The organism is Psychrobacter alimentarius (assembly GCF_001606025.1).
In the GTDB taxonomy this organism is placed as follows: Bacteria; Pseudomonadota; Gammaproteobacteria; order Pseudomonadales; family Moraxellaceae; genus Psychrobacter; species Psychrobacter alimentarius.
Genome location: NZ_CP014945.1, coordinates 1417723 through 1434432, shown reverse-complemented (window position 1 = coordinate 1434432; position 16710 = coordinate 1417723). Strand labels below are relative to the sequence as shown.

Below are 16710 nucleotides of genomic sequence, written 5' to 3'. Positions count from 1 at the left end.
CACATACTTACAAGGAAGTAAGCCCATGGAAGCGATTATTAATGCCCTCGTTGGTTATATATGGAGCGATGCGCTGGTTTATCTAGCACTTGGAGTCGGTACTTATTTTACTGTCATTACTCGTGGTGTCCAATTTCGCTACCTTAAAGAAATGGTCAAGCTTCTGTTTGATAAACAAACGTCAAACCAAGGTATCAGCTCCTTTCAAGCTTTCAGTATGGCGTTATCTGGTAGAATCGGTGTCGGTAATATCGCAGGCGTTGCAACTGCGATTGCAGCAGGTGGGCCTGGAGCAGTATTTTGGATGATTGTCATGGGTTTACTCGGCGGTGCCAGCGCCTTTATTGAGTCGACCCTTGCCCAAGTCTATAAACACACGGTGGATGATCAATACCGCGGTGGTTCTCCATTTTATATCGAGCGCGGGCTTAAAATGAAACCCTTTGCTATTCTGGTTGCTACAGTGACCTGTTTATCTTATGGCGTTTTAGTACCAGGTGTACAAGCAAACACCATTGCAGATTCATTTAACACCGCTTTCAACGTGCCTCCTGTCATGACTGGCGTGATTATTGTTGCCCTACTAGCATTTATTATCTTTGGTGGTATCAAGCGTATTGCTGGTTTTGCAGGGAAGATTGTACCCATTATGGCTGTCGGTTACGTTATGATGATGGTCATCGTCTTAGTATTTAATGCATCGAACTTGCCAACGATGTTTGCACTTATTTTTAAAAGTGCCTTTGGTATGGACGCCGTTTTTGGCGGTATCGTTGGTTTAGCAATTTCTTGGGGTGTCCGACGTGCCGTTTTTTCAAATGTGGCAGGTGCCGGTGAAGCTACTTTCAGTTCAGCTGCCGCTGAGGTCTCCCACCCTGCCAAACAAGGCTTGGTACAAAGCTTTTCTATCTACATCGATACTGTGCTTGTTTGTACTGCCACGGCTTTAATGATTTTATCGACTGGTATGTATAACGTAATTCCTGCAGAAGGCATGGTACTGGTAGAAAATATGCCTGGTGTCGAAGCTGGCACAGCATTTACCCAAGCGGCAGTTTCAACCGTATTTAGCCAGTACGGCAGCGGTTTTGTGGCTATTGCTATTTTCCTATTTGCGTTTACTTGTTTGATTGCCTATTACTATATTGCTGAGACCACACTGGTCTATCTTGATCAAAAGCTGCGTTATCCTATACTAAAGCCTTTGCTCAAAATTATATTCCTTGTCGTATGTTTGACAGGTAGTATGCAGTCTGTAGGTGTCATGTGGGCATTAGGTGATATCGGCTTTGGTAGTATGTGTTATCTTAATTTTATTGCCATTGTACTTTTGAGCAAGCCCGCTATAAAGGTACTAAAAGACTACGACAAACAAATGAAACAAGGACTTAACCCTATCTTTGACCCTAGAAAAGCTGGGGTGGAAAACGCAGACTTTTGGATAGAATATAGTGATAAATATGGTAAACGTTGATGCCTAACCCTTCATAAATACTTTGCTTATCCAAGCCTTCTGTATCAAACTGATATAGAAGGTTTTTTATTATTCAAAAACATATTTCATTTAATAAAGTATGGAAATTAATTACTCTTTAATAACTTGAAGATAAATGCTTGTGCTACCAACTATTTATGATAAAACGTCAGTACTTACTTTATTAATGAGAGCAAACAACTGATCTGGCTGTCATTAGTAAATGCAATCGGTGGCTGTCTACGGCAAATAATGATATTATTAACGACCTGATTTAAAACGAATAAATACAATTCCCTCTGTATTTTTTGTCTCATATACCAGATTAAAGCATTGATAATATTAAATTTATTTTGTTATCAACGTTTTTAATCGTATCCGTAAGAGTCCTCTATGGCATTTGTACACCTTGGCATTCACAGCGAATATTCCATCACTGATTCTATCGTGCGTATCAAGCCGCTTGTCAAAGCTGCGGCAGCGGACAATCAACGCGCACTTGCACTGACAGACTTATCAAACCTATATGCGACAGTGAAGTTCTACCGTGCTTGTTTGGGCGCTGGTATCAAGCCGATTATTGGCAGCGAAGTCATTATGGATAATGAAGACACGCGCCTGACATTGCTGGCAATGAACAACGAAGGTTATCAAAACATCACTCGTATTGTATCGCTTGGCTTTACTGAAGGCCGTGCTGACCCTGTCAATCATGGTACGCCTGTAATTAAACGTCGTCATATCTTAGAGCATGCAGCAGGCGTAATTGTACTGCTCGCTGAAAAATCAGATGTGGGTCAGGCGTTGGTCGGTTCTATGCCAGAAAAAGCCGACGAGCTGCTTGCTGAATGGCAAGCTCAATTTCATGATCGTTTGTATTTTGCCATCAAGCGCACCAATCGCGCGGGAGAAGACGCTTTTATTAAGGCGGCTATACAATCAGGCGCCAAGCATAACATTCCTATTATTGCGCACAATGATGTGCGTTTTTTACAGCAAGACGATTTTGATGCGCACGAAGCGCGTGTTTGTATTGCAGGTTCCTACGTATTGGCTGATCCAAGTCGTCCACAAACCTACTCCGATGAGCAATATCTAAAGACACAAGAGCAAATGGCGCAGCGGTTTGCTGACATTCCGCAGGTGATTGATAATACTTTGCGTTTGGCAACGCGCTGTAATGTGTCTTTGACCCTTGGTATTAATGTACTACCTGATTTTCCAGTGCCTGAAGGCGAAACGATTGAAACGTTTTTTCGTTCAGAGTCGCAGCGCGGTCTTGATCATCGATTAGACAAACTGTTTCCTGTTGAGACACGCAGCGATAATTGGAGCGACATTCGTCAAAAATACGATGAGCGTCTAGAGTACGAGTTAGAAGTTATTTTATCTATGGGTTTTCCCGGTTACTTCTTAATCGTCATGGACTTTATTCGCTGGGCAAAAGCCAATGGCGTACCTGTGGGGCCAGGTCGTGGCTCTGGTGCTGGATCGCTTGTCGCCTATGCGCTTAACATCACAGACCTTGATCCGATTCATTATGATCTATTGTTTGAGCGCTTCTTAAACCCTGAACGTGTATCCATGCCCGATTTTGATATTGACTTTTGTATCGAAGGGCGCGACCGTGTTATTGATTATGTAGCGCAAACTTATGGACGCGAGGCAGTCTCGCAGATTATCACTTTTGGTACGATGGCGGCAAAAGCGGTGGTGCGTGATGTGGCGCGCGTACAAAGCAAATCATACTTTTTGGCAAACAAAATATCTAAACTTATTCCTAAAACACCGGGCATCACGCTTAGCCAAGCGCTAGAGCAAGAGCCGCAGCTCAAAGACTTAATCTCCAATCCTGATAATATGGATTATGAAGATGCCATTGAGATTTGGGAGATGGCCATTAAGCTTGAAGGTGTGTGCCGAAACGTGGGCAAACATGCCGGTGGCGTTCTCATTGCTCCGCATAAAATTACCGATTTTAGTGCCATTTATTGTGATGATGAGGGGCACCGTGTCAGCCAATTCGATAAAGATGATGTTGAAGCCGTGGGACTGGTTAAATTTGACTTTTTGGGTTTGCGTAACTTAACCGTTATCAATGCCGCGGTTGAAAATATCAATCTACGCCGTGCCAAAGAAGGTGTGGATGCTTTGGTATTAGAAGACTTGCCTTTAGATGACGCCAAAGCTTATAAACTACTGCAAGATGCCAAGACCACGGCTGTCTTTCAGCTTGAAAGTATGGGCATGAAGAAATATCTGGCCAAATTACAGCCGACCAATATCGAAGACGTGATCGCCATGTGTGCGTTGTATCGTCCAGGTCCCCTTGACGCTGGCATGGTAGAGATGTATATCGACCGTAAGCACGGCCGTGAAGAAGTTATCTACGATCATCCCAATCTTGAACCCATATTAGAGAACACCAACGGCGTTATTGTGTATCAAGAACAAGTTATGCAAATCTCGCAGGTCATGGCAGGCTATAGCTTGGGCGGCGCAGATATGCTGCGCCGTGCCATGGGTAAGAAAAAACCGGAAGAAATGGCCAAACAGCGCGATATTTTTGTGACAGGTGCCACCTCACAAGGGATTGATGAAGTCACGTCAGGTGGTGTGTTTGACTTGATGGAAAAGTTCGCAGGTTACGGTTTTAACCGCTCTCATTCCGCAGCTTACGGTGTATTGGCATATCAAACGGCGTATTTGAAACAGTACTACCCTGCTGAATTTATGGCAGCGGTATTGACCTCTGATATGAACAACACCGACAACGTGGTGTTCTTTATCAATGACTGCCGCGAAAACTTCGGTTTGACCGTCGTCAACCCTTCTGTTAACCGCAGTGAATGGCATTTTGTTGCTGACACACCGACCAATATCATTTATGGGCTGGGTGCGATTAAAGGGGTTGGTGAGGGCGCGGTTGAATCCATTGTTGAAGCACGCCGCACGGACGGGCCGTTTAAAGACTTATACGATTTTTGTCGCCGCGTAGACATCAAGAAAGTCAATAAACGCACACTTGAAGCTTTGGTGAGCGCAGGCTGTTTTGATGATTTTGCCGCCACTTTACGACCTGATTTGCCAGCAGATACCGCTTATGAGATCCGCGGTGCATTGATGAGTCAATTGCCAAATGCTGTACAAGCAGCTGAGCAAGATCGTCAGAACAATGAGCTTGGCATGATGGATCTGTTTGGTGAAATGGATGGCGTGGTTGCTGCACCGCCACTTGTGATGACGCCAGAGCTGATTTGGGGAGATAAACATCGCCTTAAAGCTGAAAAAAACACCTTAGGTCTGTACTTAACAGGTCATCCGATTAATGAATACTTGGATGAGCTAAAACGCTATACCTCAGGTGCTCGTCTTAACAAGCTGACAGACACTGGCTACAATGGCAGCTGTTACTTCTCAGGATTGATTATAGATATTGCTAACTTTGGTAATCGCAATGTTATTACTTTAGATGACGGTACGTCTCGTCTTGAAGTCAGCTGCTATGCAGAGCGTTTCAACCGTGTTAAAGAGCAACTAAAAGTTGATGAAGTGGTGATTATTAAAGGCAGTATTCGTGAGCGTGATGGACGTTTATTTGCCCGTCTTGATAATGCCATGAGTATCGTTGATGCTCGCTTGCGTTGGCTTAAAAAAATCAGTATCAAGGTTCATGCTAGTGACATTAATCTGCTGATGCGTCTGCAACCTTTGCTTAAATCAGCACAAGCAGACATTATCCCTGCGCCGCGCTTAGGATACAGTGACGAGCAGAACGAATCTGAAAGTTATGGCAGCGATAGCGCTTATGATCCTGCTATGGGGGGAAGTTTATACGATGAAGATGGTAATGACTTATTGGCTGTAGAGAATGAGGTGAGTCAATATGGCAATAATGCACTGAGCAATACAGACACCTCTATTAATGATAACTGTCTGCCGCTTGGGTTAAGCATTTACGAAGAGTTTGGTATTGCCAATGTCAGTTTATCAGAGCACTGGCGTATCTACCCTAACGATGACAATTTACAGCAATTAAAAACCATGGTTAATGAAGACAGCTTACACTTTCATTACAGCTAAAACGTACTTTACGGTCGAAAAATTCATTATAGTAATTTTATTGTATTAATTTAAAAAAACTGGATACCAAACTATGAATAATATGCCCAATAGCAATACGACTGTGCAGACTGATGAAGAAATCATCAATCATGAGCAATTTGAAGACATGCGTGATTTATTGGAAGAGGATTTTGCCGATTTGATACAAGTCTATCTCGCTGATAGTCGGCAGCGTATATCAACGCTTCGAGTAGCACAGCAAGAACAAGACAATACTAACGGCTTTGAGATTGCTCATGCTCTAAAAGGTGCTAGTGCTAACTTGGGTGCAACGCAAGTAATGACTCTGAGTAGCCAGTTACAAGAGCGCTGCCGTGAGCAATTGATCAGTGAGCAAGCTGACCTCATTGAAAATATCGCTGTAGCTCTACAACGTGCTGAACAAGAAATCAATCAAAGACTGGGGCAATAATGAGCCATACTTCTCTGTCATCAACCTCAGCACCTGTTCATACCGTGAGTGATTATCTTGATTGCATGCAAGTGGTTATGGTAAATACAACTTTGCCTGCCAATATTGGTTCGGCGGCACGAGCAATGCATACGATGGGTTTATCGCGCTTGACTGTCGTCGACCCTAAGCTTCCAATTGATGAGTCTAGTGTATCCCATGCAGCTGGTGGTAGTGACTTGCTATCATCTGCCATTATTGCCCCAACGCTGGAGTCGGCGATCGCCAACTGTCAGCTCGTGTTTGCTGCCAGTAGTCGTAGCCGTCATTTGCCACGGCCTGTCGTCACGCCAACACAGGCAGCTCAGATCATGCTGGCCTTTATTGATAGTCAATCTACATTAAGTACTAAAGAGAATCCCGATGTAAATCAGGCAATCGAGAGCAAACAAAAACCAAACATTGCGATTTTGTTTGGCCGTGAAGACCGAGGACTGACCAATGAAGAGTTGGCCTATGCAGATTATCACATCCAAATAGACGCCAATCCTGACTACCCTGTATTAAATGTAGCGTCAGCCGTACAAGTCATCGCCAGCTTCATTTTTGCCTATACACAAAACCACTTTCAGGCCAATGCTAAGACCGGTGATATCAGCTTAGACGATAATAAAATTTTGACAGCTCAGCCAACTGTCGATGTCCATCTTCGTCAACAATGGGATGAGCCAGCTATCACTCAGCAGCAGCTACAACAGCTTACCCAGCGTACGACTGATTTGATGGTTCAGCGTGGCCTAGCAGATAGCGAACATTTAAAGTCCTTACCATCGAGGCTATCGAGACTTGGTTCTCGTCTGCAACTTGACCAAAAAGAATACCAGTTGCTAAGCGCGCTCATTGCCAAACTCTCGAAGGTTTAGATAGTAGATTTATTTTCGATAAATGAATAGAATCTGACGCCAGTGCATCAGTGTCAATGTATCGATAAGCGTTTATATGATATTCATCACTATATTTTATGATGCAAAGCTGATATAACTTGAAAGAATGGGTACAGATAGATCTCAATGCTCATGAAAGTATAATAACTACAAATTAGGAAATGACTGTTTTAATAATAGTATTCTTAATAAAGACATTTTACCGACAAATAGATAGGACGCGTTATGTCATTCCCATCCAAATGGTTCAAGTCGCTTGCCACCATCAAAAAAGACTTAAAAGAAGATATCGATGCCGTGTTCACCCGCGATCCTGCAGCACGTAATAGTCTGGAAATCATACTGACTTACCCTGGCTTTCACGCACTTATCTTACACCGCGGCGCGCATTGCCTTTGGAATAAAGAACAGAAACTGGCAGCACGTGTAATTTCTTATGGCTCACGAATTATTACTGGTATCGAAATTCACCCTGCTGCCAAAATCGGTAAGCGTTTCTTTATCGACCATGGGGTCGGCGTTGTTATTGGTGAAACTGCGGAGATTGGTAACGACGTTACCCTCTATCACGGTGTAACGCTTGGAGGCGTGTCTTGGAATAACGGCAAGCGTCATCCAACATTAGAGGATGGTGTCACCGTTGGTGCGGGGGCAAAAGTTTTGGGGCCATTCACAGTGGGTAAAAATGCCAAAATTGGTTCAAATGCAGTGGTAGTAAAGCCTGTACCAGCTGGCGCGACGATGGTTGGCAGTGCGGCCCGTATGATTTCAGATCATCATGATGAAAAAGGTAATCCCATTACGACCAAAGTCCAAGATGCCAAACAGCAAGAAAAAGTGGCGCAAGCGGCAGGCAGTCCTGAAAAACACCATAGTAAGCAAACCGCCTCCAATACCAAGCGTACCACAACCTTTCAAGCGTACGGTGTCGACCCCTCTTCACAAGATCCGGTCACAGAAGCGTTTGCTAAAATGCTCGAACACATTCAGCAATCAGAAAACCGTCTGGACCAATTACAGGCCGCAATGTGCCAAATCGATCCTGATTTTTGTAAAAAAGAATACGATAAACTGTGTTTAGAAGATTTTGATGTGATTGGTAGTGACGATGTAGATAAGACTGACGCTGAATCAAAGTAAAGATTGCTTTGATTCAGACAGGTTACAATCTACTATATTGATTTATCAAGATTAAACTGCGGGATATCATAGCGATATAGATGGCCATTATGACGCTTTCTATATCGCTATTTTTTTATATAAATTTCGATAATACTTTTTTGGCATTCATTGCTCTGTCATTTTTCAAATGAATCTTTTGCTATCAGTTCGTTAATTCCTGCCACTTCATGTGCTTTAAACGGATAACGATCTGCCATGATTGTCCATTCAGATTCATTTTCTCTGCTTAGGCTATTTTTTTCTATAAGCAAGCGTACAAGTAATATATCGATATCCATTGTGACTTGTTTGATAGACATCTGCTGCTCTATCAATCGTTGTCGATGACACTCCCATTCAAACTGTTTGTAGGTTTGCTGGAGCTGCTGCACTGTCATGGGCGTCTTTAGCGACAGATAGACACACTGATTGGTGTAATCAGGCTTTGGATGCTCAACCGTGGCGGTAAAATCAGGATTTTGGAAGGCGGTTGATAACTGTATCTGACCTAACGCTCCCAATTGCTCTCGAGCAATTGGCAAATACGTTTCTGCTTGATAATTACTGCCCAATGCCAACAGTACCGCCGTCACTGATTGCGCTTGCAATGCTTCAGGCTCACGCCTCTCCAAACTTGCAAAATTCTTCAAACCTGTCAGCGCTTTATGCATCATTGGATGAGGCTTTAGCATAACGCGTGATTTGCACCCCAACCGCATCTGCTGGTTTGATGGCAGTCGGTTTGGCAATGCTGAGTGTGACTTTGTGAGTGGCGTATTTTGCGAGTAAATTGTCAGCAATCTGCCCTACCAGATGCTCAAGAAGTTGTGCTTTGAGTGCTTGGCACCATGCGCTCACATCATCGCACACGGCTTTATAGTTTAGCGCATCGCTGACATCATCTGACACAGCCGCACGGCTGATATCAGTTTCAAGTGCGATATCAATCAGTAGCGGCTGCGTAATCACGCGCTCCCATTCATAGACACCAATAACGGCCTCTACTTTTAAGCCTTTTACAAATACGACATCAGACTGGGTATGAAACATGCTTGCATCCTTGTTGGCTCAATTTTTAACTCAGATTTTTACCAAAAATTTTGTTTATAATAAATTTTACTTAAATACTCACAATGCAGCTTCACGTAAACGCTTGGCTTTTAGCGCTTTGCTGGGACGATGACGCCACAAATCGATGCTGAATAATAACAGACCTAACCAAATTAACCCAAATACCGCTAAGCGATGTAAGTCAAAATGCTCTTTATAATAAAATACTGCCAAGAAGAAAATGAAAGTCGGTGTCAGATAATTCATAAAGCTTAAGATACTAAACGCGACCATCTTAGTCGATTTATTAAACAGCAGTAATGGTATCAGTGTAATGGGACCTGCCAGCATCAATAGCCAAATATTCGGACTAAACCAAAAGCTCAGTTGACTACTGACCACGTCTGCTTGCCAAAACCACCACAAGCAAATCGGTACTAATAGAGTTGTCTCAACAAACATAGCATCGACTGCAGTTAGAGGCGTTTGGCGCTGAATCGTCCCATAAGTACTAAAACTAAATGCCAGTATCAGGGATATCCAAGGCAAGCTACCAAGCATGACCACTTGAATCACCACGGACAAGAGTGCAAAGCCAATAGCAATCCATTGCAGAGGTCGCAACCGTTCTTTGAACAAGACCATGGATAACGCAACACCCACCAAGGGGCCAATAAAATATCCCAAACTGGCTTCAAGTATACGGTCATGATTGACCGCCCATACATACGTGAGCCAATTGGTGGCGATAATCAAGCCAGATATAAAAGAAAACGCAATCCATCTAGGATTTTGCTTAAGCGTATCGATCCACTGCCAACGTTTGGTCGCTACCAATACAACAAGCAAGCATGCAAATGTCCAAATGATACGATGACCGATAATCTCAGTCGCATCATAGGCTGCCAACTGCTTAAAATATAATGGAAAAATACCCCAGATAAAAAAAGCACTGAGGGCAGTCAAAATGCCACTTCTGGTTGTTTTGATGGGCGTAACGGGTTTTTTGATAACGTCTTGGGTAGCCATAGTACAGTACAACGTTTTAGAGCAAAGTGCGCCCTCGCCTCATGATAATTTCTTATATTTATATAAAGGCAAGCACGCAGGGTTACTACAGATAAAATACAAGTTAAAAAGCAATGTGTTGACGCCTGCATAGACATCAATACATTGCTAAAAATAACCACTCGTTTAAAATAAATTTACTTAAAAATTAGAACGTCTTCTTATCTCAAAAATGATATCAGCTTAAATGCTGGTATCTTCAACTTGAATGGACATACCAACTTGATTAGCAAGTTCGGCGAATCCTGGGAAGCTGGTATTGACCGTCTCAACCCCTTCGATGATGATTTGCTCTGATGCCCGTAAGCTCGCAACCGTAAAGCTCATGGCAATACGATGATCATGATGCGAGGTAATCTGACCGCCACCAAAAACAGGCTGGCTATTATTGATCTGATCGTCTTGGCCACCAGTTCCTTTACCTTCGATGATAAGACCATCTTCAGTAACCGTGCACTCAATACCAAGCGTTTGTAACCCTTCTGCCATTACTGCGATACGGTCAGATTCCTTGACACGCAACTCTTTTGCACCTGTCAATACCGTACGGCCTTGCGCGCAACTGGCAGCAATAAACAATACTGGGAATTCATCAATCGCCAGTGGCACTAAATGCTCTGGTATCTCAATACCAACCAAGTTTGACGCACGAATGGTAATGTCTGCAACTGGCTCACCGCCGACATGCGTATTATTACTTAGGCTAATGTCTGCGTTCATCAGCTTTAAAATATCAATAACGCCAGTACGCGTAGGGTTAATTCCCACTTGTGTCAAGGTCAACTCACTACCTTGGCTGATCGCTGCCGCAACCATAAAGAAAGCTGCTGACGAGATATCAGCAGGCACAGCGATATCACCGCCTACTAGAGTACCGCCTCCTTCCACACTGATGCGATTGCCATCGACTGTGACTGGATAACCAAAAGCGGATAGCATGCGCTCAGTGTGATCTCGACTGACTTCTGGTTGAGTAATAGTCGTTGTGCCCTCACTCCACAGACCTGCCAGCAATAAGCAAGACTTAATCTGTGCAGAAGCCACTGGTAGCTCATAATCTATACCCTGTAATGGCTTACCAACAGTGTCTCGGCCAGTAATGCTGAGTGGCGCGGTGCCGCTATGACCGGTACTTTGGATAACAGCGCCCATCATACGTAACGGCGCTGCCACACGCTCCATTGGGCGTTTATTAAGACTGGTGTCACCCAGCATCACGCTGTCGAACGGTTGCGCCGCCAAAATACCTGCTAGCAAGCGCATACTGGTGCCTGAATTGCCCATATACAGCGGTGTTTTGCTGGGTTTTAAGCCATTCATGCCAACGCCATGAATGGTCAAATTACCATTATCAGGCCCCTCGATGGTCACGCCCATATCACGAAACGCTTGCAACGTCGCAAGGGCGTCTTCTCCTTCCAAAAATCCAGTGACATGGGTAACGCCTGTCGCTAAGCTACCAAGCATAATACTGCGATGAGAGATAGACTTGTCACCAGGAATGGTAATGGTGCCAGAAACGGTAGTGCTTGGCGTAATAATATAAGAAGCTGACATGGCAGAAGTATCCGTATAAGGGGTGCTGGCTAACATATGGCCAAAATGTCGCCGCGCGGCTTGCGCACGGCCCAAAAGTCCCATCAGGGCGGTTGAATCTTTATCGATGATCAGCTGACGCATGGTTTGTAAATAGACACCATACTCATCAAGCGCACTGACAATCGCATTTTGATTGGCAAAAAAGATGTCGTGCCACATTTTAGGGTCGCTTGCGGCAATGCGAGTAAAGTCACGAAAACCGCCAGCAGCATAGCGAAACATATCCAAATTGTCATCATGACTGGCCAACTGCTCTACCAGATTAAACGCCAATAAGTGCGGTAAATGACTGGTATGCGCCAGTATGGCATCATGGTGATTGGCCTCCATCGGCATCACCTTTGCTCCCACCGCCTCCCACAACAATCGCAGCTTAGCAATAGCCACATAATTGGTCGTAGGTAGCTCACAAATAATGACACTATGATTGGCAAATAAAGTGGCGCGGCGAGCATGATACCCTGAATTTTCAGCCCCAGCAATCGGATGCGCAGGTACCAAACCTATTGGCAGCGAGGTAAATACCGCTTTGGCGGCATCAATGATGTTCGTTTTTGTGCTACAGACATCAGTAATCATACAGTCAGAAGCGAGCTGTCCGCTATCCATTGCCTGTTTGATATCCATGAACACAGCTTGTACCGCCTGTACAGGTACAGCAATGATAATTAAATCACTACCAGCCACTACTTCGCTCAGAGTTGAGCTGCCGGCTTCCAGCAGACCTTGTTTGATTGCCTCTTCTATACTGGGCGCATGCCTATCGACTGCCACCAAACGCTCACTCAAGCCATTGTCTTTGATGGCTTGCGCAAGGCTGGCACCAATGAGTCCAAGTCCAATCACACAAACTTGTTTAAACAACGACGGCTGAGCATTTAAGAAGGTTTGATTATTATTTTTTTGATTTTTTTGCTGACGACTCACGACTTTTCTCATTGTACAAACAAACGCCAATACGGATAAAGCAATACAGCGTTTGTGTTATAAAATTTAATGGCTGTTTTTTAAAATGGTGGCGATCTTATCAGTCTTCGGTCAAGATAGATTGTAAGGTATCAATCAAGCGTAGATTGTCCTCTGCTACGCCGACAGTGATTCGTAGCCAATTAGGCAGACCATACGCTGTCAATGGACGAACGATCACGCCTTGCTCTAATAATGCTTGATAAATCACAGTAGCCGTGGTGTCCTCCATCTCAACTTCTACCTCGACCATAATAAAATTGGCATGCGACTTGATAAATCCCAAGCCTAACGCATCAAACTGCTTTTCAAGCCAACGCATTTGCTCATCATTCATCTGACGGGTTTTTTCAATAAAATCTTGATCAGCAAGGGCAGCAGCAGCAGCAGCTAAACCAATACGGCTGACGTTAAATGGCTGACGGATACGATTTAACAATTCCGCCACTGCCACTGAGCTCAATGCATAGCCAATACGCAAGCCCGCTAGCCCATAAGCTTTAGAAAAAGTGCGTACGATGACCACGTTATCAAACTCGTCCAGCAGCGCGCGATTGTTGCTCTCGGGACTGTATTCAATATAGGCTTCGTCTAATACCACCAATACGGAACTTGGCACACTAGCCACAAACTCATGTAGCGCTTTATGCTCGAGCTGCGTACCCGTCGGATTATTGGGATTGGCGATAAACACCATCTTAGTATTGGGATTGTCTTGAACTGCCTGACTCATGGCTATTAGGTCATGCCCAAAACGGTGGGCAGGTACTTCTATACCCGTTGCGCCTTGCATTTTTGCCAGCATCGGATAAATAATGAACGCATATTGGCTATATACAATCGCATCATCAGTGCCAGCAAAACTGCGCGCCAAAATATCAAGTAGATCATTTGAGCCATTACCTAAAGTAATCTGCTTAACGTCGACCTCATTAAAATCCGCCAATGCCTGCTTGAGATAATAACCATTACCATCAGGATAGCGTGCCAGTTGCCCCAATTGCTCAGTCACGGCCAGCGTCACATGCGGTGAGCAGCCCATTGGATTTTCATTACTGGCAAGCTTTACCACATCTGCGATGCCATACTCACGCGTCAACTCTTCAACTGGCTTGCCTGTTTGATAAGGTGCCAACTCTAGAATACTGTCATAGGCAGGCACTAGTGGTGATAAATTTGACTCTGGCGCTTGAGTAGACTTCATGATTTATCCTTAGATGTGGTCAGACATCTATTATGGGTTGAGCCTGTTGTGTTAGGTAATGACTACCATATACGTTAACGATAGTCACATACGCTAAAGGTGCGATACATCTTAGGCTATAAGACGGCTTTTGGATAAGAACCCAGTATACGTACATCTTTTACCAATGGACGAATGTCATTAATGGCGGCACTCACATTTGCGTCATCGACATGACCATTCATGTCAATAAAGAAAACGTACGCCCATTTATTAGGACGTTCAGGACGTGTCTCAATACTGGTCATCGAGACGCCATGATAAGACAACGGTTTTAATATTTCGATCAGTGCGCCCGCTTTATCATGCGCTGACACCACGATAGAGGTTTTATCTTGACCTGACGGTGCGATAGACTCATGCCCTATGATAAGGAAGCGTGTGGTGTTACTTGGGTTGTCTTCAATATTTGAATACAGCTTATGTAAGCCATATTCTGCAACCGCTACATCCCCTGCAATCGCAGCTGAATGCCACTCGTTTTTCAAGCGACGTGCCGCTTCCCCATTGCTCGATACCGCCACGCGCTCAACATTGGGAAAATTCACATCAAGCCAATGACGGCATTGAGCCAATGACTGTTGGTGCGAATAAATACGGCTCAAACCATCAATTTTGGTGTGTTCTGCCACTAAGAAGTTTTGATGGATCGGTAATTCAACTTCACCAATGATTTTGAGACTCGAAGACAAGAAGCCATCCAAAGTATGATTGACCACGCCTTCTGATGAGTTTTCAACAGGCACCACACCATACATGGCGGTTCCTGCTTCCACTTCACGGAATACATCCGTAATAGTCGTCATCGGTACCGTATCAGCCGCTTTACCAAAATGTTTGAGTGCGGCTGCATGGGTAAAGGTGCCAACTGGTCCTAGGAAAGCAATGCGCTGCGGCGCTTCTAAATCCAAGCACACCGACATGATTTCACGGAACAAACGGGCCATTTTTTCATCAGCGATTGGCCCAGTATTACGTTCCATGACTGCTTTTAATACTTGAGCCTCTCGCTCTGGACGATAAAAAATAGGGTTACTATTGTCATTAGATGAACTATTGGCTGTGTGGCTTTTTTTCACGGCCGCCACTTGTTGAGCCAATTTCGCGCGGTTGTTGATTAACGTTTGGATTTCGCAGTCTACTGCATCAATATTTTGACGAATATTATCCAAAAACTCTTTTTCAGTTGCAGTGTCGTTAGTGCCTGCGATGGCTTGATTCAGATTATCCATGTTTTGCTCTGTTGACTGCTCGCTCATTACCGCCCATCCTTCTTAGATTTTATAATCTGTTAAGTATTACTGTGTTGATTTCAATATGCAATAGACCAGTCTATCAAAAATATTGTGCCCTACCAGTCTTATCTTTTATGGTTACCATAAGCGAACCATACTCTAAATGGCAAATATGGCAGACAGAAATCTGCTCAGGTCTACTATAACAAAAACTGTGCTCAGTGCCCATTCGTAAATGGGCGTAAACGGGTATAAATAATAGGTAAGCGAATTAAGATCAGCAAAATTATGACATATGTCAGCAGTGCTTAGTGAAACTATGAAGTAACATAGGCTCAAAACTATGGTACAGTTTAATGCCGATAGCAAACCACTTTATGAATAAGACTATAAATCTATAACTGAAAAAGGATACTTGATGAGCGCTTTACAACAACTTCGCACTATGACTACTATTGTTGCTGATACTGGTGATCTAAATGCGATTGCCCGCCTAAAGCCTATCGATGCGACCACCAACCCCAGCCTTATTACCAAAGCACTTATCCATCCTGATAACCAAGGCATGCTGTCTGAAACCATGAGCCGGCATAATGGCAATGTAGATGCGGTAATTGATGCGCTTACCATACAAATTGGCTGTGATATTTTAGCGCTTATTGAAGGTCGGGTTTCTACAGAAGTTGATGCTCGCTTGTCTTATGATACTGGAGCTACCATCGATAAAGCCTTAGAGTTTATGGAAGCTTACCAAAAAGCAGGGATTGATTCAGAGCGTGTCTTAATTAAAATGGCCGCCACTTGGCAAGGTATCGAAGCCGCTCGCTATCTTGAGACCCAAGGCATTCACTGTAATCTGACCTTGCTATTCGGACAGCACCAAGCAATCGCTTGTGCCGATGCTGGCGTAACACTGATATCACCTTTCGTTGGTCGCATTTTAGATTGGCAAAAACGTCAACAAAACCGTCAAAATGTCCCTGCTTCAGACGATATGGGCGTACAGTCCGTAAAACGTATTTACCAATACTACAAGCAGCATGATTACCGCACACAGGTAATGGGAGCAAGTTTCCGCTCAACTGAGCAAATACTAGCATTGGCAGGATGCGATCTATTGACCATCGCACCTGATCTTATCGATGAGCTAGCAGCAATGAATACTGACGTTATTCAGCAGCTATCACCAAGTATGTCACTAGAAATGGCAGATATGGCCCGAGTAAGCTTAACGCATGAAGAGTTTAGTACTGCCTATCAACAAGATACTGTCACACAAGATTTACTGCCAAAAGGTATTGATGGCTTCATTGGCGCTCGTGATGAGCTTGCTCAAATGCTGGCAGCGATGCGCAATTAATACAAGCACATACGGTTATTGACGATATACTAAGAGTAGGCAGTCTTCTTAAAAGATATTTGCCTGCTCACAGTAAGTTGGCTATTATGGCCTA

General features: G+C 44.0%; 12 protein-coding genes. 6 read left to right on the top strand and 6 right to left on the bottom strand.

The features are described 5' to 3' along the window. Positions 1–25 precede the first annotated feature (25 nt). From A3K91_RS05965 to cysE, 5 genes are all read left to right on the top strand, one after another. Positions 26–1474 carry an alanine/glycine:cation symporter family protein gene (locus A3K91_RS05965; protein WP_062844440.1) on the top strand — a complete coding sequence of 483 codons (1449 nt, stop codon included), beginning with the start codon at positions 26–28 and terminating at the stop codon, positions 1472–1474. Between the two features lie 393 nt (positions 1475–1867). After that, a complete protein-coding gene (gene dnaE / locus A3K91_RS05960; protein WP_062844439.1) occupies positions 1868–5557 on the top strand; it encodes a DNA polymerase III subunit alpha in 3690 nt (1229 codons plus the stop codon). 73 nt (positions 5558–5630) lie between these two features. Continuing rightward, entirely contained in the window at positions 5631–6011 is a 381-nt protein-coding gene (locus A3K91_RS05955) for an Hpt domain-containing protein (RefSeq protein ID WP_062844438.1), read from the top strand. Next, entirely contained in the window at positions 6011–6913 is a 903-nt protein-coding gene (locus A3K91_RS05950) for an RNA methyltransferase (protein ID WP_062844437.1), read from the top strand. Before A3K91_RS05955 ends, A3K91_RS05950 begins: the two co-directional genes overlap by 1 nt. 246 nt (positions 6914–7159) lie before the next feature. Then, positions 7160–8074 (top strand): serine O-acetyltransferase, encoded by a 915-nt coding sequence (gene cysE / locus A3K91_RS05945; RefSeq protein ID WP_062844436.1) that lies wholly within the window; start codon positions 7160–7162, stop codon positions 8072–8074. A 158-nt stretch (positions 8075–8232) separates the two neighbouring features. On the opposite strand, the gene A3K91_RS05940 is transcribed toward cysE, so the two are convergent. The 6 genes from A3K91_RS05940 to pheA all read right to left on the bottom strand — a co-directional run bounded on the left by A3K91_RS05940 (position 8233) and on the right by pheA (position 15280). Continuing rightward, the gene (locus tag A3K91_RS05940) at positions 8233–8787 is read right to left on the bottom strand and encodes a 2-amino-4-hydroxy-6-hydroxymethyldihydropteridine diphosphokinase (protein ID WP_228139923.1); all 555 of its coding nucleotides are present in this window, start codon (positions 8785–8787) and stop codon (positions 8233–8235) included. Next, on the bottom strand, positions 8759–9145 hold the full coding sequence (gene folB, locus A3K91_RS05935) for a dihydroneopterin aldolase (RefSeq protein WP_062844434.1): 387 nt from the start codon (positions 9143–9145) through the stop codon (positions 8759–8761). The genes A3K91_RS05940 and folB overlap by 29 nt, the downstream gene beginning before the upstream one ends. 78 nt (positions 9146–9223) lie before the next feature. Next, positions 9224–10174, bottom strand: a complete 951-nt coding sequence (rarD, locus tag A3K91_RS05930; protein WP_062844433.1) for an EamA family transporter RarD — start codon at positions 10172–10174, stop codon at positions 9224–9226. Between the two features lie 222 nt (positions 10175–10396). Further along, positions 10397–12739, bottom strand: a complete 2343-nt coding sequence (locus A3K91_RS05925) for a bifunctional prephenate dehydrogenase/3-phosphoshikimate 1-carboxyvinyltransferase (RefSeq protein ID WP_237182761.1) — start codon at positions 12737–12739, stop codon at positions 10397–10399. A 100-nt stretch (positions 12740–12839) separates the two neighbouring features. After that, positions 12840–13982, bottom strand: a complete 1143-nt coding sequence (gene hisC, locus A3K91_RS05920) for a histidinol-phosphate transaminase (RefSeq protein ID WP_062844431.1) — start codon at positions 13980–13982, stop codon at positions 12840–12842. A 116-nt stretch (positions 13983–14098) separates the two neighbouring features. Further along, positions 14099–15280: a prephenate dehydratase gene (gene pheA, locus A3K91_RS05915; protein ID WP_062844430.1), complete on the bottom strand. Its 1182-nt coding sequence runs from the start codon at positions 15278–15280 to the stop codon at positions 14099–14101. A gap of 394 nt (positions 15281–15674) precedes the next feature. Here pheA and A3K91_RS05910 point away from each other — a divergent pair, with 394 nt between their 5' ends. Then, on the top strand, positions 15675–16616 hold the full coding sequence (locus tag A3K91_RS05910) for a transaldolase (RefSeq protein ID WP_062844429.1): 942 nt from the start codon (positions 15675–15677) through the stop codon (positions 16614–16616). The last annotated feature ends 94 nt before the right edge of the window (positions 16617–16710 follow it).